This window comes from Arthrobacter sp. 05T423 (assembly GCF_056396245.1).
In genome coordinates this window covers 70,908-91,501 of the sequence record NZ_JBFTLC010000018.1, presented here as the reverse complement: position 1 = coordinate 91,501, position 20,594 = coordinate 70,908, and the positions used below count along the sequence as shown (strand labels likewise).

The window sequence follows — 20,594 nt, the reverse complement described above, 5'->3', positions numbered from 1 at the left end:
CCAGCGACCAAGTGCCCCTCTGACTGCGTCACGGCCAGCCCGGCCGTGACGCAGTCACCGGCACCCGATCCACGGACACCACCTCATCAACCACACGATGGACAAGGACCTCATGACCACGAGCAACGCCACCCATCTTGAAAATGACCTGGCCGGCAGCCTCTGGATGCCGGCCGGTGCGTACTCTCCCAGCCTCATCATGTTCTCCATATGCCCATGAGTTGAAGCCAGATTCCGTGTGCCCCCGGGCCCTTTCGTTTCAAGCCACGATTTTCCGACCCGGGGAAGGTCTCGTCAGCGCCCGGCCCCGCGAGTACCTTTGTGCCATGACGGAAGACTTTGACCTCGACACGGACCAAACGCAGGAAATCGCGAACGATCCGCGCCGAATCGGGTACTGGTTCTTCAGGGCGCTCCATGACAGGGCAAAGAACCTGGACGACCTGCATGTGATCGTGACACCGGAGTCCCGTCCATTGTGGGGAGCCTTCGAAATCGCCGCAGCGCTGCTGGACTCCATCGAAGACCCCGGCATGCTGCATGAAGCCTTCTACGCTCACGGAGACCCTGATGTCTGCTACATGCGCGTTGTCCGGGAAGCCAAAGAACACGCGGTCTTCACGCCGGCCACGATGCTGGACGACCCGCTGCTGATCACGCTCGTATGGCGCCCAGACCACGGCCGGTGGATGGTTCACCACTTCGGCGACATCATGCACCCGGACAAAGTGCCCCGGGGGCTTGGGCCTTCGAGTTAGTTCCCGTCACTAGCTCACATGTGTCTGCCGCCAGCAGGCCGTGGGTGCCGAGCCGGTCGATCGACTGTCTGGCACTGTTTTTCGGGCACCTCCCGATCAGGATGCCGCGAGCCGCGCCTCGGGAATCGTCGGCTCGAATAGTTCGATCGGATTGCCCGAAGGGTCCTCGATCAATACCTGGTTGCCGCCCACGCCCGTCACGATGTCACTGCGGAACTGCACTCCTGCGCCGCGGAGGGCCTCCACGGTTGCCGCGAGGTCGGACACCTCCAGCGTGAATCGATTCCAGCCGCCCGGCGCGGGACTGGTGCCATCGGGCATACTCTGCCCTCCTCCGCCCTGGCCGCTCGGAGCGCTGAGCAGAAGCCTCAGATCCCCACGGTCCAGCATGGCAAAGGGCGGGGCGGGATGCATGACCAGCGTGAATGCCAGATGGTTGCGGTAGAAGTTGATTGCGGCATCGACATAATCGACGATGTAGCGCACGCTGACGGTGGCCATTTGGAGACCTCCTTGTTCTGCACTCAGAAATACGCCGCACGTCGCAGTCTGTCAACGCGGCGGGGAATCCGGGGTACGCAGTGCGACAATCTTCGGTAAATGCTGAGTAGGTGCGGCACGGCAAGGCTGGAGCCGCCACGGTAATGGCTGGTCGCCGGTCAGTTCTAGTCACCGGCTATACGCCCCGGCCTTGCGCGGGAGCCGGTTTGAGCAGGGGGACGAATGCGATCAACGCGGCAAGCTGGGTTCCGACGATGAAGATGACGAGCCCGCTGAAGGAGGCTGAGTAGAGGGCGCCGATGATGGTGGACCCTCCGAGCCAGGCCAAGCCGTAGATCGCGGTGAAGATCCCGTAACCGGTCCCCCGCCGGGCGGCCGGAACAAGGTCGGCCACCGCGGCCCGGAGCGTGGATTCGTGGATGCCCAGGGCTGCACCCCAGACCGCCGCCCCGGCCCAAACCAGGCCCGGGGATGTGGTGAAGGACAGGAACGGGACGGCAGCGGTCAGCGGCAGGGCAATGAGCAGACCACGCAGCCCGATCCTGTCATACAGCGCACCCGAGGCCAGGGCCGCCAGGGCCGCTGAGCCCATGGAGAGGGCATATGTGACCGGAATCAGCGCCGACGGCATCACCTTCTGGACTTCCAGGTGGTAGGAGATGACGCCGAAGGTGGAGAACCCGAACATGGACACTGCGGTGAACGCGCTGTAGCACCAGAACCTGGCAGGCAAGGGTACCCGCGCCCTGATCTGGCCAGGCGTGGCCACGGGCCCGCTCACAGGCTGTGTGTCATAGCGTGCAGGATCTGGCGCGGCCCGGCGGAGCAGGAGCACGGCAGCGAGGGCGAGGGCGCCGGGAATGGCCAGGACACCAAATCCGAGTTGGTAACCGGACACCGCGATCAGGAACCCGACGAGCAGCGGGCCCAGCAGTGCGCCCGACTGGTCGAGCGCTTCGTGGATGGCGAAGGCCTTCCCTCGTCCCATGCCCGCCCCCGCGTGGGAGAGCATGGTGTCCCGCGCGGGGGTGCGGACGGCTTTGCCGAACCGCTCCACGATGACCAGCGCCGACGCCTGCCACAGGGAGCTGGCGAGGGCCAGGAGCGGGACGGCGGCCACGGTCAGGGCGTATCCGGCGATGGTCAGCGGCCAGTATTTACGGGTCCTGTCGGCCAGTGGCCCGGTGCCCAGGCGCATGACCAGGGCGACGGCTTCGCCGAACCCGGTGATGAAGCCGACCATGACCGCCGACGCGCCGAGCGTAGCTAGGTAGGGCCCGGTGATGGACCGGGCGCCTTCGTAAACGACGTCAGCCAGCATGCTGACCACGCCGAAGGTCAGGACGAACCCCATGGGTCCGAGTTTGTTCGGCCGCGTCTCCTCTGTCCGGTCCGTCCTCACGTGCTTCTGATTCATTTCCGGCATGGACGCCCTCCGTTCCGGTTCGGGAGTGCTGTTCGCTGGCTGGCTCGTCTCATAGGAGGCCTGACAGTGCGAGGCCGGCAGCTGCGGCTCCCACGGCGGCGACGGCGGTGCCGACGCTGTTAAGGAGGGCCAGTCCGGTGCGGCGGGACTGGATGAGCCGTACGGTCTCGAAGCTGGCGGTGCTGAACGTGGTGTATCCGCCCAGGAACCCCGTCCCTGCGATGGTTTGCAGCTCGGCAGGCGCTGCGTGGCTGATCACGACGCCGGCCACCAGTCCCAGAAGAAAGGATCCGGTGACGTTGATGGCGATAGTGCCCACGGGCAGAGCCGAGCGGGTCCTTGAGCGGACCAGCCCGTCGACCACGAATCGGGTTCCGGCACCGAGTCCTCCGGCGACTCCGAGGAACAGAATGGTCAGGGCGTTCACCAGTTGCTCTCCTGCCGGTCAGGGCGGACGGCCGCGTCCTGCCTCCGGGCCGTCATCCTGGTGTGGTGTCCGGCGGACACCCGGATCCCGGTCACCGTTGCCACTGCACCGCCGATCACCGTGGCAGCGACATAGGCAACCGCGTCGGTGGTCCGTCCTGCTCCAAACAGGGTGTTCGTTTCCAGCGCCATGGTGCTGTAGGTCGTGAGGGCGCCCATGAACCCGGTCCCGGCGAGCAGCCGGATCATCCTTAGCCGTCCGGCGTCAGGACCGCGCCGGACCAGGGCCTCCAGCAAAGCGCCGAGCAGGAACGCGCCGGCCAGGTTGATGATCAGGGTCGGCAGCGGCCAGCTTCCCGGTGACGGCAGGACTGTGCTGAGCCCGTAGCGGGCCAAAGCACCGAACACGCCACCGCTGATGACGACCAATACAAACCCGGGGTGCAGGTGCACCGGGCGGTGGCGGCGGGCCTCGCCGAGCGTCCCGGCATCCGCCTCGTCTTCGTTTGTCTCTGCCGGGTCGCTGTCCATGGACAGCTGCCCGGTGCCGGGCGGGTCGGTTCGTTCCGGAGGTCCGGTGGTCGCCGCGGCCTCGGGGGTGGGCGGTTCCATCAGTGGCCCTCCTGTCGGTGGTGTCTGGCATGGGGAGCGAGCGGGACGACCAGGACGGGCCGGTGCTGGCGGTGCGTGAGATGGACCGCGACCGACCCGACGAGCAGCTCCTCGAACCGGGCCCCGAGGCCGCGTTCGCGGGTGCCGACGACGATGACGGAGGCGTCCGCCGACTCGGCCAGCCGCCCGAGGGCCCGGGCGGGGTCACCTGCGAGGGTCACGAACGACCACCGGACCGCACTCCCGTTGAGTGCTTCCTGGAGGCGTTCTTTGATGCCGGCGCTGATTCCTTCGATGTCATCGTCGATCCCGTCCGGATCGATCGGCACGGTTTCGACCCTGCCGTCGGGTTCCTCGGCGAGGTAGCTGGTGACGTCCACGTAAGCGCAGATCAGTTGGACGTTCAGGCTCGAGGCCAGGTCCGCGGCCCGGTGCGCGACTGCCAAGGGCTGGCCAGGAACCACACCCATCAGCACAGGGCCCGTGATCGGGCGCGGAACATACGGTGCCGGCCCGGCGGCGGGACGGGGCTCGTTCTCTGGCTCATTCATGGGCGCTCCTGTTTGGGATCGGCGTCGCTGAGGTAGGTTCCCCGAGGTCAGCGACGAACGTATCATCGGTTTCCCCGGAACGGTGCGAGACCATCGCGCCGAAGCCGCCCTCGGAAGCGGCCGTGAGCGTGTCGAAGGTTTCGCTCACGGTTCCGGCCCGGGTGCGAGTCAGCGTGGAGGTGCAGACGGCGTTCAAGACGCTCCGGCCGTGGCGGAGCAGGAAAAGTGTGCCGGGTGCGGGCATGAGTCACCTACCTTCGTATCAGCAAAGGTAGGAACCATTAGCCGGGAGGCGGTTCGAACGCCCCACACCAAAGGTGCGGGCTGTTCCGGCGGGATCCATCACCGTGAACAGAGACTACAGGGACAGCGACGATTGCCGCCACAGTATGACGTAAGTCAGTCCCTCCGCCCGGCGCCGGCGCCGTCCGGCTTGGGACCCGCTTCCGTGGCGCCCGCGGCCAGGTACAGGGGCAGCCCCCAGCCCGCGAAAATGCCGATGGCCTCGATCCAGGACGCATTTTCCTCGGCCCCAATTGGTGCCCCGTAGTCCGTCATGGATTCGGTCAGGTGCACCATCCGTCCCCGGACGTCCCGCAGCCGCGACGCCACCGCGTGCCGCAGCTGCTCCGGCAAAGGACGGCGTGCCGCCAGATGGAAACGGCACAACAGCACCGGATTACCGGCTGCCACTGCTGTGCCAGGCCCACAGCCGGGACATACCCGGTTCCGCCAAAGCGGGAGTGTTTCCCGGCACCACGCCCCGGTGTGCGCGAGCCCGTTCGCTTCAACGGTCAGGGCTTCGGTGTTGGAGTTCCCGTAGCCCATCCGCAGACCGGGAAGATCAGGAGAGGCCATGTCCTCACAGATCCGGCATGGCCCCACCGGCACCAGCACATCGTCCGGATGCCGGTGCAACAGGTAGGTTCTCTGGTCAAGCCCGTCGGCGACGTGGCCTAGGAGGTCCTCGTAAAGGACCGTGACGTCGAAGGGCTGATGCCCGCCCCGGACGCCCGCACCGGCCTGCCACAGCTCAACCTCGACGACCGCGTAGGCCCATGAATGCCGGGGACACAACCCGAGGGAGGCGCGCAGCAACCGGCGCATGCTTCCGTCCATGATGTCTCCGTGAATGAACGACCACAGTTGGCGCACTTCCTCCACAGACAATTCCAACGGGCCGACGGGCACCAGGACGCCGGTGAGCCTATCCCTGTCCGGCGTTTGAGGGATGCCGGGCCCGCTACGGGTTCCAGTCACGGCGACCATCCTGCCCTTCACAGTAGGGGCAGGAACCATCAGCCACGTCGGCGGTCCAGACCGGCAATCAACCGGTCCCGGTGGGATCCATCACCGTTACAACAAGGCTAAACCCCCGGGTTCATCCGCCACCCGAGTGCGAAAGGCAAGGAGAAACAAACTCCTTGCCACTTTCAGAATATAGGTCGCCGGGGGGCTTGCCGCAAGGCCCCCACCATCGGCCAGAATGGTTGGCTGCGGCCAATACACCTGCGGAAACGGGGACCGCTTCGGGCGGTTCAGCGACAGAGCCGCAGGGCCGAAAGATGATGGGGGTTTCACATGTTTGACGTGATTATTAGCGGCGGCGGGCCGACGGGGATGATGCTGGCCAGCGAGCTGCGGCTGCACGGCGTCGAGGTGCTCGTGCTGGAGAAGGACGCGGAGCCGAGCATGGCGGTCCGCTCGCTCGGCCTGCACCCGCGCAGCATCGAGATCATGGACCAGCGCGGGCTGCTGGACCGGTTCCTCGCGCTCGGGCAGCAGTACCCCGGCGTCGGCCGCTTCGCCGGGATCGACAAACCCCTGCCGGCGGACCTGGACACCGCGCACGCCTACATCCTCGGCATCCCGCAGCCTGTCACCGACCGCCTGCTGGCGGAGCGCGCCGTCGAACTCGGTGCGGAGGTCCGCCGCGGCTGCGAGGTGACCGGCATCGAGCAGGACGCGGACGGTGCCACAGTCGAGCTCGCCGACGGCACCCGGCTGCGGTCGCGCTGGCTGGTCGGGTGCGACGGCGGACGCAGCCTGGTGCGCAGGCAGCTCGGCGTCGGCTTTCCGGGCGACCCCGCCTCGAACGAATGGATCCACAGCGAGATGGAGGTGACTACGCCGGCGGACGAGCTGGCGGAGCTGGTGGACGAGGTCCGCAAGACCCACAGGGGGTTCGGCGTCGGCCCGGCCGGGAATGGGCTGTACCGCGCCGTGGTGCCTTCGGCCACTGTGGCCGAGGACCGCTCGGTCCCGCCGACCCTGGAGGAGCTCCGGACGCAGCTGCGGGCCTTTGCCGGCACCGACTTCGGCGTCCATTCACCGCGCTGGATAACCCGCTTCAGCGACGCCACCCGGCTGGCCGAAGAGTACCGCGCGGGCCGGGTGTTCCTCGCCGGCGACGCGGCGCACATCCACCCGCCGCTGGGCGGGCAGGGTTTGAACCTCGGCATCCAGGACTCGTTCAACCTCGGCTGGAAGCTGGCCGCCGAGGTCAACGGCTGGGCGCCGGACGGGCTGCTGGACACTTACCGCGCCGAGCGCCACCCGGTCGCCGCCGACGTTTTGACCATCACCCGCGCCCAGAGCGAACTGATCTCCCCCGAGCCCGGCCCCCAGGCCGTGCGCCGCCTGCTGGCCGAGCTGATGGAGTTCGACGACGTCGCCCGGTTCCTGGCCGAGAGGATCAGTTCCACCGGGGTCCGGTACGACTTCGGCGAAGGTCCGGAGCTGCTCGGCAGGCGGCTCCGCGACATCCCGCTGTCATGCGGCCGTCTCTACGAGCTCACCCGCGAAGGCCGCGGGCTCCTGCTGGACCAGACCGGCCAGCTCTCCGTGGCAGGTTGGAAGGACCGGATCGATTACGTCGCGGACACCAGCGCGGAACTGGACGCGCCCGCGGTCCTGCTCCGGCCGGATGGCCACGTCGCGTGGATCGGCGAAGACCAGGAAGACCTTCTCCCCCACCTAAAGACATGGTTTGGCGCCGCCTCCGGGATGCGGACCGCAAAGCTGATTGACAGTGAAAGGTGCGCTCAGCAGTTCGGCGAGTCATATTCGTAGGCTCCGGCGTCAGCTGTTGCCGTGCCGTTGCAGTTGCCGTCCTGCGGCACGGGCCGGCCGTCCAGATCCAGGGCGGCGGTGCTCGAGGACGTGAGGTCCACGGCGGCGCTGCCGGCGGTGAGGTGGAAGTCGGTGCCGGTGGTCACGAAACCAGGGCCTGAAGGTACCCGCCGCGAGGTCGGGCTCGGGGTGACATTGATCGGCCCGGTGAACACGTTTTCCTTCTCCGTCCAGCCGGAGCCGTTGATCCACAGCGAGTTCTTGACCCCCACGAGGATGTTCCCGCGGATAACGGTCGAGGAGGGGCACTGGGCGTGGCAGACGATGGCCTGTGACTGGGGACCGGTCAGGTAGACGGTGTTGAATTCGAAAACGGTGCCGTTGGTCGGTCCAAAACCGGTGGTGGGACCGCGGGCGATCAGGCCTTTGGCTTGGGCGCAGTTGGTGCCGCACGTTGAACGGACGAGGTTGTAACGGTAGGTGTTCCCGTCGGCCGTCCCGCTCGAGCGTCCGATTTCGGAAAAGCTGTTGTCGTCCAGTGCGATGTTGTGGTGGATGTTGTTCCGGTTGCCGTTGAAGATCTCGATCGCGCCGCCGTCCACCACAAAGTCGAATGATGCGGCAGCCGAGCCGGAGATGGTGTTGGCGGTGACCTCGTTGTCATTGCCATTAATGAGCACACCAAAGGCGCCGGAATCGTCGCTGCAATTGACGGCCTGGGCGGTTCCGCAGTTGGTTCCCTGCGTGTTCACGTTCTCGATGTTGTTGTTCGTGAGCGTGTTGCCGGTGTATTTGCCGAAGTCGGAGCCGGTGCCGATCTTGATGCCTGCGGCGTTGCTGGACGCGCTCGAGTTCTGCACGGTGTCCCGGTCGCCGGTCATGCTGAAACCCGCGTAGCCGCAGGAAACGGCGCGGAGCCCGTCAACAACCGTGAAGTTGCCGTTGATCCTGACGCAGTTGCCGGACTTGCCGCCGGTGATAACGGGTGCGGCGCCAGTTCCGTACCCGTTAAGCGTGATGGGCGCCGTGGAGGTGCCGCTCTGGCCCGTGACCAGGCCGCCGGTGAAGGTGTCACCCTTGCGGAGGCTGACGGTGTCCCCGGGCTGGAGCACCGCGGTGTTGAGCTTGTTGAGGGTTTTCCAGGGCGTCGTGCTGGACGTCCCGGTGTTGGTGTCGCTGCCCGCGGCGCTGAGGAAGTAGGTCTTGCCTGCTGCTGACGCGGGGGCAGCCATGCCTCCCAAAGCCAGGCTGGCCAATGTGACGGCCATGAATGCGGAGGCATAGGGAGACCTGATGACTTTGCGCATGGAATTCTCCGTACTTATGGGGCGCCCGCCGCGCCCCGGCTGCCCGGATTGTATTATTCCTGCCCTAGAAGAACCCTGCAGAAAACCAATAACCCGGCCGGTGCCGGGGCCTCTCCCCCCATGGAGCGGCGCCCCGTTCAGGGGGTAGCTCAGGAGCAGCTCCGGGGGTAGTATCCGCGGCCTGTTCCTGGCCCTCGCGCTGGAGGGCACAGGTGAAGTGGATGGCAAGCCAATAGAACGCTTCCCGGCGCGAGGTAGTGATCACGGACGGCGAGGGCTAACGCAGGTCCCACTCCCCGTACTCCCGAACCAGCAAGTCCGGATGGTCGGACGCGATGATGGCTACGCCGGGATACGAACTCAGGATCTGCGCCAGAACAGATCGGCCTTCTGCCCCGAGATCAAAGTCGATGTGGTTCAGAAGGAGCATCGGAGGATCCCCCAGGACGGCCCGGGCTATCTGGAGCCGTGCGCGCTCTGACATGCTCAGCGGATCGCCGCCGCGTTTCAGGATGGTGTGCTCAGCTTTCGGTAGTCGGGCCACCGGCACGGTTAGCCCAACCCGCGCCAGGGCTTGGGCCGTAATTTCCGGGGGAAGATCGGGGCGCCGGTAACGCAGTGCCCGGGCGATGGTGCCGCGCTCCATGAACGCTCCCTTGACCGCATAACCCGCCAGGCGCCGGCGCGCGGACGCCGGGGCGGCCGCCAGGTTCTGCCCGTCGACCCAGATATCGAGCCCGGGGCTGGTCCGCACCGCCAGGAGCATCTCAAAAATTTCGGTGGCTTCCCCGGGTTCGGAGGATTTGAGGATAATGCGGTCTCCCGGCATGGCGCACAGGTCCGGCAGCGGCCTGTCCGCGCCGAATCTCAGGCCTGATATGCGCACCATCGAGTCACCGGATTCCGCGCCGGCCACCGCTCCCGTAGCCGCGGTGGCTGAAGGGTGCTGTGGCTGCAGGTCCTCCGCCTCGCCCTCATGGGCGGGCGCCGCCTGAGACAGGGATTGGCCGATCATTATCGTGGCGGCGTTGAACGTTTGCCGGTACTCCGCCACCCGGCCAAGGTCGTTCACGTGCGAGGAGAGCAGGCCAACCACTGACAGTGCCGCAGCGATGGTGGCTGTCCGGACCGAAAGGAAGGATCCTGTGGCTGCCACCATCACCCCGGTCACTGCCCCGCCGACACTTGCCGAACCGCGGATGTATCCGGCTATTTTGGCCCGGTCAATCGCGGCCGCGGCTACTTGGCCCCCCAGCCGCTCGATCTGGCGCACCTCCCGCTGCTCGCCGCCCGCTGCCTTAATTGCCGTGGCTGCCGTCACCGTATCGGATACACGCGCGGCCAGCCGTCCCCTGTTTTTGCGCAATACCCTGGCCCGGGTGAACGCTGGACGTGACAGGGCAGCAATGGCACCGCTTAAAAGGCTCAGCGGAATGGCGACGGCCAGGGCCAGCGGCGGAGACAGAAACCAGAGCGCAATTGTCGTGCCAACAATCATTGGCAGGCCCACAACCAAGGGAGATATCCCCATCGTGATCCAGTTGCGCACGCTGGTTAGGTCATTGGTGATGCGGGCTATGGCGATTCCGGGGGAACTTCCGCCCGGATCCGCGAGAAAGGCAGCCATCAGGCCAGTGCGGAGTTCCTGGACATAATGCTGCCCGAGCCTTTCAGCCAGAACCCGCTCTGCAGCACGACCGGCCCCTATTCCGCAGGCCGCAACTGTCAACGCGGCCACGGCGAGGATGCGGGCATGAGGCTCGACGGCGAGCAGGTGCGCCATCAGGTAGGCGCTGGTTCCCGACAGGGCAGCCAGGACCGCACCGGTTCCGATCAACAGGGCCATGAGCCGGCGGCGCGGCCCGACCAGCAGTTTCGGCAAGACGGCCTGTTTACCTCGCCCCGCCTGGTTCGGCACGGAACACCTGCGGCATTCTAGGCAGCGCGGGGAAGCAGGTCCAAAGCGACTGAGGGCTCGCACAACGAACCGGTCGTCAGGACAGGAATGTCAGTTACCTCTGCGGCTTCCCTGGCCGCCAGCGGGGACGACGTCAGCAGGCCGGATACGGCGCCAACATCAATATTGGCACCGACGAGAACCTGCAGGCCGGCGATCGCGCCCAGCGCATCGGCGGCGGCAAAGATCACGCGGTCCACAACGGCATGGAACAGTGGATCGGCCAGCAGGCGGCGGGTTTCGCTTTGGTACACACCGTCCGCAACTTCAATGACCACAACATCGGTGGGGGTGTCGCTGAGCGCATCTACCAGATCCCTGAATATGCCCCGAATCTGGCTGAAGTCCAGCCGAAACGTGGTGGCGTAGCCGAAGTCGGTGAAATCCAGTACTTTTTCTGCGCCGGCATCCGCGAACATGCCTGGGTCATTTCCGGATCCCGTGCCGGTGGCCTTGCCCGCGGACACAACCAGCCCGGCATCGGTGAGACCCCTTACCAGGCAGCTCACGGCCGTGGTCTTGCCGGAGTTCATGGACGTCCCGAGCACGGCGATGACCGCAGGACGGTGGGGCCGCCCCGGTGCCGCTGCCACCGGTTCCAGTGCGCCTTCCAGCCCGAGCGGAGCCAAACGGGTGAGATTCAGGATGCCGCCGGCGTCGCCGAGCAGACCGACCGGGCAGAGCTGTGTGGGCTGGCCCATCAGGGAATGGCGGGAAGTCACCAAGCCGGCAATGCCTCCCGCCGCAATGAGGTGACACTGGCCCAAATCGGCGGGTACTTCCGCCAGAAACTGGTCCGGGGCGTAGCGGTGCCCGTATGCCACGAGGATTTCGTCCCCCAGGAACAAAAGCTGGCGGCGGGATGCTGGGCTTTCGAGCCTGGGATGCTGGCCAACGCCAACTACCTTCGCCAGCACGACGTCGCCGGGCGCGGGGGCCACTCCCGGTCCGCGGTGTAGGAAATATCCCCGGGCAGACTGGTCCAGACGGTCGGCCAGGAAGCGGGTCGTGTAGGCCTTCTTGGCGCGAATGAGCCGCACCGGCGCGAGAGCCTCCGCGTCGCACCGAACGGTCCGGAGACCGGATAGTGGGTCCGCAACGCCATATGAGCTGAGGGTGGTGGACATCGCCGTTCTCCTGTGGTTGCCGGGTTGATTTCTTCATGGTGCTGCCGGTTACCTGAGAGGAGACTGAGCCGGTGCAGGTCGCCCATTGCATCTGCTCCTTTGAGCCGGAATCCTTGAACCATGGACCAGCCGGCGCCGGTGTCCGATGGTGTTGGACCGGCACAGCCACCAAAGCAACAACCCGCAGCCCGCAAGCGGGTCCTCCGGCGCGGACTCCGGTGGCAGTCCACTGTGGCCGCCGTGGCCGTGGTGGCGGTTGCAATCCTGACGGGCGGTTTGCTGTTGCTGCTGACCCTGCAGTCCGCCCTCGTAGCCGGCACCGACAGCCTGCTGCACACCAAGGTTCAGGATGTGGCCGCCCTGATTCACAGCCAGGACGCGGCGGAGGCCAGCCTGGCCGTCGCCAGCGCAGTGAAGAAGGCACCGGCTGTGCAGATTATCGACTCGACGGGAAAGGTGATCGGGGCTTCGGAGCCGAGGCTCGCCAGGACACCGCTCAGTACGCTCAGGCCGCCGCCGGGTGAAGACGCCACCGCGAAGGTATCGGCGCCCGAACTCCTGGGCGACGCCGACGAGCACTACCTCGTGGTCCTGGGTGTGGACGATGACGGCGACAAGTCCTGGGTCCTGGCCAGCCAGTCTATTCAACCGCAGACTGATGCTGTCCGGACGGTCATGTGGCTCTTTCTCGTGGCCATGCCGTTGCTCCTTGGCGTGGTGGGCTTGGCGGTCCATTTCCTGGTGGGACGGTCATTGCGGCAGGTGGACACGATCCGTGCACAGGTCAGCCACATCGGCGCCGGACGATTGGGCGAGCGCGTGGACGTCCCGGCCACCAGGGACGAGCTGCAGGCCTTGGCCACCACCATGAATTCAATGCTTGCCCGGCTTGAAACGGCCGATCAGAAACAACGCCAGTTCGTCTCCGACGCCAGCCATGAGCTGCGCGGTCCCCTCACCACCCTGCGCACCGGGCTGGACATCGCCACCGCTAATGCCCCTAGCGAGATATGGCAGGGCATGCAGCCCATCCTCGCAGAAGAGACCCAACGGCTGCAGGCTCTGGTAGAGGACCTGCTGTCACTTTCCAAGGCCGACGACGAGGGAGTGGCCGTTCGCCGCGGTGATGTTGATCTTGACGACGTTCTGGCCTCCGAGCTGCGCAGACTCAATGCGACGAGCAAGCACCGGGTTGTCGCGCACATCGTTCCGGTCAAGGTTCAGGGGGACCCGGTACGCCTGGGCCAGGTCTTCCGGAACGTGCTGGACAACGCCGAGCGGCACGCCGCCGGGACAATCGTCGCCGGGCTGACCGTCACGGCAATGGACGTGGTTGTGACCATTGACGACGACGGCCGGCCCGTGCCGGTGGCAGACAGGGAAAGGATCTTCGGCCGTTTTGTCCGGCTGGACGAGAGCCGGGCGCGCCAGCAGGGCGGAAGCGGCCTGGGATTGGCAATAGCCCGCGGCATCACCGAGGCTCACGGTGGGCGGCTCATTTCAACCGAAACCGCGCAGGGCTGGTGCCGCTTCGAAATTTGCCTGCCGCCGCTGGGCCGCCAGCCAACCTCCCAAAGCGAGGACTTACCGGCAGCAAACGCTTAATCGGCGCTGAGTTTGTACCCCATGCCCCGCACAGTCTTCAACGACGTGAGGCCGAACGGCCCATCGATCTTCCTGCGCAGATACCCAACGTAGACCTCGACGACGTTGTCATCGCCGCGGAACACCGGGTCCCAGACGTTGTCCAGGATCTGGGCCTTGGATAAAACCACGTCCGGCTTGCGCATGAAGTAGTGCAGAAGTCCGAACTCCCGGGCCGTCAGGGAGATGTCCTGCCCGTCCCGGCTGACCTGCCGGCTGACCGGATCCAGTCGCAGCGAGCCAACAGCCAACGTGACAGGCCGCTCCGGAGCCCCACGGCGGATGAGTGCCCGGAGGCGCGCAACCAGCACAGGGAAGCTGAACGGTTTGGTCAGGTAATCGTCTGCCCCGAGATCGAAGGCATCGGTCTGGTCATATACGCCGTCCTTGGCCGTCAACATGATCACGGGCACCCAGTTCTGCCGTTCCCGCATCTGCTTCAAGACGGCATAACCGTGCATCCCCGGAAGCAATACATCCAGTACGACGACGTCATAGACGTTCTCCGAGGCGGCCCACAGCCCATCCACGCCGTCATGGACAACGTCCACAACGAAGCCTGCGGCCGTGAGCCCCTGCCGGATCGCCTCAGCCAGGAGTACTTCGTCTTCAACAAGCAGGACCCGCACGGTTGGCACCCTTCATGCATACACTGCAACCCCCAGTTTGCGTCCACGGGACAGTGGAGTCCAGAACTTCCGGACCAGCCCTTCCGGCCGTACTCCGTGGGGGCCGTACCAAGGAAAGGCGCCAGGGGGAGGGACATCCCTGGGCGCGAAGACCTATGCTGATGCAAGCGACTTGTCGGTCTCGAGAGCTAGGCCGTGACCGCGGGGGTGTCGGGCCGCCTCTGCTGCACGCGTCACCAAGAAAGCGGGTCCGTATGAACTCCGGAGCTTCAAAAGGAACGATTGGCCGGTGCCGCGCCCGCCTGCTGGTGCTTGCCGCGGCAACGGTCCTGGCTCTTTCGGGCTGCCAGCCAGGCTCAGCCGCGGGCAGCCAGGCGCCCGCTGCAGGCGCCCAAGCGGCCCGCCCGGGACATGTGTTTGTGATCAACCTCGAGAACCAGGGATTCGACTCCGCTTGGGGCCCTGACTCGGACGCCCCCTACCTGTCGGAGACGCTGCGCTCCAAGGGCGTGCTTCTTTCCAGGTACTACGCCATCGCCCACCACTCCGCCCCCAACTACATCGCACAGATTTCCGGGCAGGCCTCCAACCCCGCCACGCGCAACGATTGCGGCACGTATGAGCAGTTCGTGCCGGCGGGAACCGCGGCGCCAGGGCAGGTGAAAGGCACCGGCTGCGTCTATCCCGCGTCGGTGCCGACCGTCGCGGGGCAGCTCAGTGCTGCCGGCAAGACCTGGAAAGGCTACATGGAGGGGATGAAGAATCCATGCCGGCACCCCGAGCCCGGTGCCGATGACGGCAACCAGGACGCCTCACCGGATGACGAATACGCCACCCGGCACAATCCGTTTGTGTACTTCGCGGCGATCACCTCGTCACCGGAGTGCCAGAAGAACGTGGTGGACTTCACCGAACTTGCGGGCGATCTCAAGTCCGCAGCCACCACCCCGAACCTTGCCTACATCAGCCCCAACCTGTGCAATGACGGGCATGACAGTCCCTGCGCGGACGGCAGGGAAGGCGGCCTGGTCAGCTCAGACGTCTGGCTGCAAAAACAGATCCCGGCCATTCTGGACTCTCCGGCCTACAGGCAGGACGGGGTGCTTGTCATCACCTTTGACGAGGCTGACGGCGCACGCCAAGGCCCCAAGGGCGGCATACCCGGCGGAACAGCCGGGGGACGCGTGGGTGCGCTGGTACTCTCCCCCTTCGTCCGCGGCGGCACAACATCGGACAAGGCGTACAACCACTACAGCCTGCTCGCCACGATCGAAGACATTTTCTCGCTGCCGCGCCTCGGCTATGCGGGCGCAGCCGGTGTGGACGGGTTTGGGTCTGACGTCTTCAACTCGCAGCCCTGACCGGCCCGCCCTGCCTGGTGACGTCGTCGTCGAGCCAGACCCTCACAGCGGGTCCACAGGGGCCGGAAAGCCGCGCCATAGCGGCCACGTGGGTGCCAATGGCGTGACCGAGGCCCTGCTTACCGGTGACACGGCCGCCAAGGTGAAGGCGGCCGCCCTGGCGGCCAACCCGGGAGCCACCGTTGAGCGCGTCGAAAACGACGCCGAAGGAGCCACCTACAAAGCGCACATAGTCAAAGCGGACGGCACCCAGGCCACCGTGAAACTTGATGCCGCATTCAAGGTGACCGCCACGGAAACGGGCGGCCCAGGACACTGACCTGGTAGCACTTGGATGGCTGCGGCCCCCGTCCTCGGACAGGGGCCGCAGCCATCCTGCGAGACGGGGAACCCAGCCAGCGGGACGGGAGGCTATTCAGCCGGTGATCAGCAGGATTACGAAGTAGATGACGCCTCCGGCGACGCAGTACACCGCGAACGGCGTCAGGGTGCGGGTCTCGAAGAACCTGAGAAGGAACTTGGTGGAAAACCATGCCGCGATCGCTGAACAAAGCGCACCGACGAGGAACGTTCCCCGTTCGTCGGCCATGTCGGCGCTGAACAGTTCGGGCAGCTTCAGGACCGCCGCCGCGCCGATGATCGGGGTGGCGAGCAGGAAGCTGAAACGGGCCGCACTTTCGTTGTTCAGGCCCGAAAGCAGCCCGCCCACCATCGATGACCCCGAGCGGGAGATTCCCGGAATCAGGGCCGCGGCCTGCGCGGCCCCCACACCGAGGGCCTGTTTCCAGGACAAGCTGGCGATGTCGGCGTCGGAATGGGCGGCTTCAGCGGGAAGTTGCGCACTCACAGTGGCTCCAGCTGGAGTTATTCCCGCGGACACCGCCGCAGTCCCCGTCGCGGGGACAGCGAGTCCCCTGCGATGGCGAAGCCGTTCTGCCGTGAAGAGGATAAGGCCGTTGACAACCAGGAATCCGGCGGCGACCAGGGGCGAGGCAAACAGCGCCCGGATGGGTTTTTCCAGTGCGAGTCCCAGGATTCCGGCGGGGATGGTGCCTGCCACAAGCAGCCAGCCGAGTTTGGCATAGGCGTCGGACGGATCGATTTTTCGGTCGCGGATCGAACGCCCCAGTCCCTTGAAGATCTGGATCCAGTCCCGGAGGAAGAACAGGAACAGGACGACGGCGGTGGCCAGGTGGGTGGCGATCAGAAACGTCAGGAATGACGGCGCATTCTGGTCCAGGTTCCAGCCGAAGAGCCGCGGAAGGATGACGCTGTGGCCCAGGCTGGAAATGGGAAACAGCTCGGTAATGCCTTGAAGGAGACCAAGAACAGCGGCCTGAAAGGTGTTGATCATGCCCGGAGGATACCGGTGCCACCTGACAGCTGGGTGAACAACGGGATGCTACCGGCGTTTGTTGCCGGGTTGGGGGGCATTCAGTTTGAGGCGGGCCCCGGGTTTCCCCAAGGTGCGTTCCGGAGAATTCGGGGTGTTCGGACGGAGCTCGCGGCTTCCGCGATCGATCAACGGGGGCGCAATGAAGCGATCTGGTAGGGCCTTGATGGCCGTCGCGCTGTTTGCCGGTGTGGCCTTGGTATCTTGCGGCTCCCCGGGGACGCAGCCCTCATCATCGGGGGCCGGCCCCTCCGCGTCGACGGCAGGACCTGTCGACGACGGCGTGCAGCAGCGCGTCAAGAACCTGTGCCTGGATCGGCTCAAGGCCGAGGTCTCGGGTGCCACCGCCACGACGCCTGGCCAGTTGCGCGCCGCACCGAAGGTCACCCTGGTGAGCCTCAAATATCTTGGTGACGTCAGGGAGATCCAGCTGCCCAACAGTGCCTCTGGCTACGAGCTCGGCATCGAATTCGGGTACCAGATGGGGCACGACGATTCCCAAACCGCCACTAAATTCTGCCGGGCAAATTTGACCGACTCCACTGTGGACTGGAAGTGGACCGCGAGCCCCTAGCCAGAATCCGGAGCGTCTGCGTCGGCCGCGGATGGTCACCGTGCCCGGAGGATACCGCCGCCGCGCCGATAATGGGCGGGCCGCGACTGAAAGACCTGACGGCAGGCTCGTTGACGCGCAGCCGGGAAGCTGAGGCCTTGGCCGGCGCCGCGGATGTCCATTCCGGTCCCCCGTCACCCACCAGGTGACTTCCCCGTAATAGTCAGATTTTTATCTGCCAACTATTCGAGCGGGATACCCGTCGTCGTTCTGGGGGCCGCCGGGTCTGGGGAGACAAGTGCTGACTTCGATGGGTTCGGTTCCGAAGCCGGGTTTGGGTTGTCAACGTACGCCCGGCAGATGAATGGGTACCAAGTCGGATATTTCACCGTCGCCTACCCCTCGGCGAGCGCCGACACTCTGCTGGCGAAGAAGACGAGCAAGACCTACTTCGATTCCATTGACCAAGGCGTGACGGCAACCCTGGACTTCCTCTCCCGGCGGGAGCCCGCGTGCCGGTCGGCCGGGGAGCGATACGTCTTCATGGGCTATTCGCAAGGTGCGATGGTCATGCACCGAGTGCTCGCCCAACTCGCCGGCTCCAGCCCCAAGTACGCCGCGTTGGCCGAACAGCTACTCCCCCGTCTGGATGGAGTTCTGGTGATCGGTGACGGTGACCGGGTTGCCAATCAGGGGGGAACGTCCCACGGCACGGCATCAGCCGCAGGATCCGGTATTTGGTGGGCCGGCGCAAAAGCGGGTGCAACAGGCGCGAAGTACAAGCCGGTCGATGGACCGGTCCCCGATCTCCCATCCTGGCCTGCGACGAGGTTTCACTCGTTGTGCTTCGCCGGAGACCTGGTTTGTGATTACAGCACTGGCATGAACTTGACCCAAGCCAGGGATGTCCATGGGAGCTACACCGGCCCTATTGACATGGCGTACATCCAGTCAGCCGCCGAGAGCGTGGCCGCCACATCAAGGGAACTCAATCCAAAGCAGGGACCGACGCTGCCCGCCATTCCTGTCCGCGTCGGTCAAAAGGGCACGGCCATATTGGCTCCCCACGGGAACGACGTCGTCTCGGTGGAGTGGCTTTCCGAACCGATTCCCAACGCGCAGATATCGCCGGGTGTGCCCACCATTCCGGCAACGTTGACGTGGTCGCCCACGGCCCCCGGTGTAGTCACTTACTCAGTGCGGGTCAATTACACTGACGGCACGAGCAAGGATGTGGCAGGGTCGTTGGAAGCCTTTGCGGTCCCGGCGGCATCCCTGTCGGTGCAGAACCTCCAGACGACATATGCGGAGGGATCAGCGGACAGCTACCCGTACTCGACGGTGACCTTCGACATCGTCAAGACCGCGCCCTCGGACACCTCCCCACAGAAGGGCTTCAGCGATCGTGAGGACCCGGCCACGGACTGGTACTACTATGTGGCGGGAGATACGAACGGCGACAACATTCTCGACATAGGTGAAACCTGGTCCTACACGGCGAAGTTCGATTGGGGGCCCTGGGAACCAGGAACGGTCCGCACGCGCACGGTTCTGGTGTACGCCAACGACACCACCGGAGCCGGAGCGTGGAAGGAGACGGAAGTCCCCGTGACGCTGACGCACTAGGGTCAGTGGCCCCGCCCAACCGGGCGGATGGTTTTGAACAGGTGAGGCCGGCACCATTGGTGCCGGCCTCACCTGTTCTACTGTTAGGCGCCGCTCCCCCATGGAGCGGCGCCGGGTCTAGGAGTCAAGTCAGGAGTCCGACGGCGGCTACCGGCTGAGGGGGAAGCTCAGGAGGCCGCGCCCAGGGTGATCTCCGCGGTCTGTTCCTTGCCGTCGCGCTGGAAGGTGATCTTCACGGTGGCTCCGGCCGCCTGCTCGCGGGCCGCGGCCGTCAGCTCGGAGGCGTCGGTCACGGTCCGGCCTGCCAGTCCGGTGACCACGTCGCCGGCCTTCAGCCCGCCCTTGTCCGCTGCGGACCCGGAAGTTACCGAGGCCACCTCGGCGCCGGCGGTGAAGTCCGACGACGACCCCGACGTCTTGTCCTTGACGGACAGTCCCAGCTGGCCATGCGTTGCCTTGCCGGTGGAGATGATCTCCTGCGCCACGCGCTTGGCCTGGTTGATCGGGATGGAGAACCCGACGCCGATGTTCCCGCTCTGGGTCGAGGAGGACGACGACGATCCCGCGGACGCGATGGCCACGTTGACGCCGATGATCTCGCCACGCTCATTGACCAAGGCGCCGCCGGAGTTTCCGGGGTTGATGGCCGCGTCCGTCTGGATGACGTTGATGCTGATCGAATCCTGGGCGGCGGAGGCCGACAGCCCCTGCTGGGAAGAACCGAACGGGTCCTGCGACGAGCTCCCGTCCTGGGACGAGGACCCGCCGGAGGTGGCTGAGGACGCCGTCTCGATGGTGCGGTTCACGGCGGAGACGATGCCGTCCGTGACGGTGCCGCTGAGTCCCAGGGGCGCGCCGATGGCGATGGCTTTGTCGCCGACGTTGACGGCGCCGGAGTCACCGAGCGTTGCCGGGGTCAGCCCCTGGGCGTCGATCTTGATGACGGCCAGGTCGGAAAGCGGGTCAGTGCCCACGATGGTGGCCTTGTAGACCTTCCCGTCGTTGGTGCGGACCTCGACGGCGGCATCCGCCGCTGCCCCATCCAGGGTCACCACGTGCGTGTTGGTCAGGATGTGGCCCTCGGTGTCCAGGATGATGCCGGAGCCGGTGCCCCCGGAACTGCCGGAGCTGACGCTGATGGTCACCACGCTGGGCGAGGCCTTCTGCGCTGCGGCCGTGACGGCGTTGACGCTCTCTGTGTTGTTGACTATGACGGGGCTGATCGTGGTCTGCGCCGTAGTTGTAGTCTGCGCCGGCGCGTCGGGCCACAGGGCAGCAACCCCGGTGGCCGTCCCGCCGCCCAGCAGTCCCGCCGCCACGAGGCACGTGACGAAGACCGCGGGACCAACCCGCTTCTTGTCCCGCGGCCGGACCGGCGGGGCAGGGGGTACGGCGCCGAAAGCCGGATGAAATGCTGCCGGAGGCAGGGTGGGGACAGGGGCGGTCCCCTGCGGAACATCGGTGTGAGGGACAGGATTGTGGCTGTTCTCCGTGTACATGTGTGGCTCCTCGGGGTACCGCTCCGACGGTTCCCGGAGCTTTCCCCCTAATCCTGTCCACGTGGCCTTTGGCCCTTCTGTCCTGTCCCTGTGATGAGGCTGTGAGAGCTGCGGCTTGCGCCGAGGGCAGCTCAAGAAACAGCGCATTGACG

The 20,594-nt window shown here is 65.8% G+C and carries 20 protein-coding genes and 2 riboswitches; of the genes, 7 read left to right on the top strand and 13 right to left on the bottom strand.

The genetic code is table 11. The annotated features are described in order from the left end of the window. The first annotated feature begins 326 nt into the window (after positions 1-326). Positions 327-758 carry a hypothetical protein gene (locus AC1DFE_RS14440; protein ID WP_476906558.1) on the top strand — a complete coding sequence of 144 codons (432 nt, stop codon included), beginning with the start codon at positions 327-329 and terminating at the stop codon, positions 756-758. Between the two features lie 96 nt (positions 759-854). Here the strand turns inward: AC1DFE_RS14440 and AC1DFE_RS14435 are convergent, their stop codons facing one another. The 7 genes from AC1DFE_RS14435 to AC1DFE_RS14405 all read right to left on the bottom strand — a co-directional run bounded on the left by AC1DFE_RS14435 (position 855) and on the right by AC1DFE_RS14405 (position 5,534). Further along, entirely contained in the window at positions 855-1,259 is a 405-nt protein-coding gene (locus AC1DFE_RS14435; RefSeq protein WP_476906557.1) for a VOC family protein, read from the bottom strand. Between the two features lie 175 nt (positions 1,260-1,434). Beyond that, on the bottom strand, positions 1,435-2,685 hold the full coding sequence (locus AC1DFE_RS14430) for an MFS transporter (RefSeq protein WP_476906556.1): 1,251 nt from the start codon (positions 2,683-2,685) through the stop codon (positions 1,435-1,437). A gap of 49 nt (positions 2,686-2,734) precedes the next feature. Continuing rightward, entirely contained in the window at positions 2,735-3,103 is a 369-nt protein-coding gene (locus AC1DFE_RS14425) for a fluoride efflux transporter FluC (protein ID WP_476906570.1), read from the bottom strand. Between the two features lie 5 nt (positions 3,104-3,108). Beyond that, positions 3,109-3,723 (bottom strand): fluoride efflux transporter FluC, encoded by a 615-nt coding sequence (locus AC1DFE_RS14420; RefSeq protein ID WP_476906555.1) that lies wholly within the window; start codon positions 3,721-3,723, stop codon positions 3,109-3,111. Further along, on the bottom strand, positions 3,723-4,274 hold the full coding sequence (locus AC1DFE_RS14415; RefSeq protein WP_476906554.1) for a universal stress protein: 552 nt from the start codon (positions 4,272-4,274) through the stop codon (positions 3,723-3,725). The genes AC1DFE_RS14420 and AC1DFE_RS14415 overlap by 1 nt, the downstream gene beginning before the upstream one ends. After that, complete coding sequence (locus AC1DFE_RS14410; RefSeq protein WP_476906553.1) at positions 4,267-4,518, bottom strand: hypothetical protein; 252 nt, start codon at positions 4,516-4,518, stop codon at positions 4,267-4,269. Before AC1DFE_RS14410 ends, AC1DFE_RS14415 begins: the two co-directional genes overlap by 8 nt. Before the next feature lie 21 nt (positions 4,519-4,539). Continuing rightward, positions 4,540-4,630: riboswitch (Fluoride riboswitch) on the bottom strand. 43 nt (positions 4,631-4,673) lie between these two features. Further along, a complete protein-coding gene (locus AC1DFE_RS14405; RefSeq protein ID WP_476906552.1) occupies positions 4,674-5,534 on the bottom strand; it encodes a hypothetical protein in 861 nt (286 codons plus the stop codon). A gap of 22 nt (positions 5,535-5,556) precedes the next feature. Then, positions 5,557-5,638: riboswitch (Fluoride riboswitch) on the bottom strand. A gap of 217 nt (positions 5,639-5,855) precedes the next feature. Between AC1DFE_RS14405 and rox the strand changes: the two genes are divergently transcribed. Continuing rightward, a complete protein-coding gene (gene rox, locus AC1DFE_RS14400) occupies positions 5,856-7,346 on the top strand; it encodes a rifampin monooxygenase (RefSeq protein WP_476906551.1) in 1,491 nt (496 codons plus the stop codon). Here rox and AC1DFE_RS14395 read toward each other — a convergent pair. The 3 genes from AC1DFE_RS14395 to AC1DFE_RS14385 form a co-directional block, all read right to left on the bottom strand. Beyond that, entirely contained in the window at positions 7,319-8,653 is a 1,335-nt protein-coding gene (locus tag AC1DFE_RS14395; RefSeq protein ID WP_476906550.1) for a right-handed parallel beta-helix repeat-containing protein, read from the bottom strand. The genes rox and AC1DFE_RS14395 overlap by 28 nt on opposite strands. Positions 8,654-8,930: 277 nt before the next feature. Next, entirely contained in the window at positions 8,931-10,535 is a 1,605-nt protein-coding gene (locus AC1DFE_RS14390) for an ABC transporter transmembrane domain-containing protein (protein WP_476906549.1), read from the bottom strand. Positions 10,536-10,588: 53 nt separating this feature from the next. Continuing rightward, a complete protein-coding gene (locus tag AC1DFE_RS14385) occupies positions 10,589-11,737 on the bottom strand; it encodes a P-loop NTPase family protein (RefSeq protein ID WP_476906548.1) in 1,149 nt (382 codons plus the stop codon). Between the two features lie 120 nt (positions 11,738-11,857). Here AC1DFE_RS14385 and AC1DFE_RS14380 point away from each other — a divergent pair, with 120 nt between their 5' ends. Then, positions 11,858-13,342: a sensor histidine kinase gene (locus AC1DFE_RS14380; protein WP_476906547.1), complete on the top strand. Its 1,485-nt coding sequence runs from the start codon at positions 11,858-11,860 to the stop codon at positions 13,340-13,342. Here the strand turns inward: AC1DFE_RS14380 and AC1DFE_RS14375 are convergent. Continuing rightward, complete coding sequence (locus AC1DFE_RS14375; RefSeq protein WP_476906546.1) at positions 13,339-14,010, bottom strand: response regulator transcription factor; 672 nt, start codon at positions 14,008-14,010, stop codon at positions 13,339-13,341. The two genes, AC1DFE_RS14380 and AC1DFE_RS14375, sit on opposite strands and share 4 nt — an antisense overlap. A gap of 254 nt (positions 14,011-14,264) precedes the next feature. Here AC1DFE_RS14375 and AC1DFE_RS14370 point away from each other — a divergent pair, with 254 nt between their 5' ends. Next, complete coding sequence (locus AC1DFE_RS14370) at positions 14,265-15,371, top strand: alkaline phosphatase family protein (RefSeq protein ID WP_476906545.1); 1,107 nt, start codon at positions 14,265-14,267, stop codon at positions 15,369-15,371. Between the two features lie 88 nt (positions 15,372-15,459). Then, a complete protein-coding gene (locus AC1DFE_RS14365) occupies positions 15,460-15,690 on the top strand; it encodes a hypothetical protein (RefSeq protein WP_476906544.1) in 231 nt (76 codons plus the stop codon). A gap of 96 nt (positions 15,691-15,786) precedes the next feature. Here AC1DFE_RS14365 and AC1DFE_RS14360 read toward each other — a convergent pair whose 3' ends face one another. After that, a complete protein-coding gene (locus tag AC1DFE_RS14360) occupies positions 15,787-16,725 on the bottom strand; it encodes an undecaprenyl-diphosphate phosphatase (RefSeq protein WP_476906543.1) in 939 nt (312 codons plus the stop codon). 181 nt (positions 16,726-16,906) lie between these two features. Between AC1DFE_RS14360 and AC1DFE_RS14355 the strand changes: the two genes are divergently transcribed. Both AC1DFE_RS14355 and AC1DFE_RS14350 read left to right on the top strand, forming a co-directional pair. After that, on the top strand, positions 16,907-17,338 hold the full coding sequence (locus AC1DFE_RS14355) for a hypothetical protein (RefSeq protein ID WP_476906542.1): 432 nt from the start codon (positions 16,907-16,909) through the stop codon (positions 17,336-17,338). A gap of 153 nt (positions 17,339-17,491) precedes the next feature. Beyond that, the gene (locus AC1DFE_RS14350) at positions 17,492-18,943 is read left to right on the top strand and encodes a cutinase family protein (RefSeq protein ID WP_476906541.1); all 1,452 of its coding nucleotides are present in this window, start codon (positions 17,492-17,494) and stop codon (positions 18,941-18,943) included. 167 nt (positions 18,944-19,110) lie between these two features. Here the strand turns inward: AC1DFE_RS14350 and AC1DFE_RS14345 are convergent, their stop codons facing one another. Then, positions 19,111-20,442, bottom strand: a complete 1,332-nt coding sequence (locus AC1DFE_RS14345) for a S1C family serine protease (RefSeq protein WP_476906540.1) — start codon at positions 20,440-20,442, stop codon at positions 19,111-19,113. Positions 20,443-20,594 lie beyond the last annotated feature (152 nt).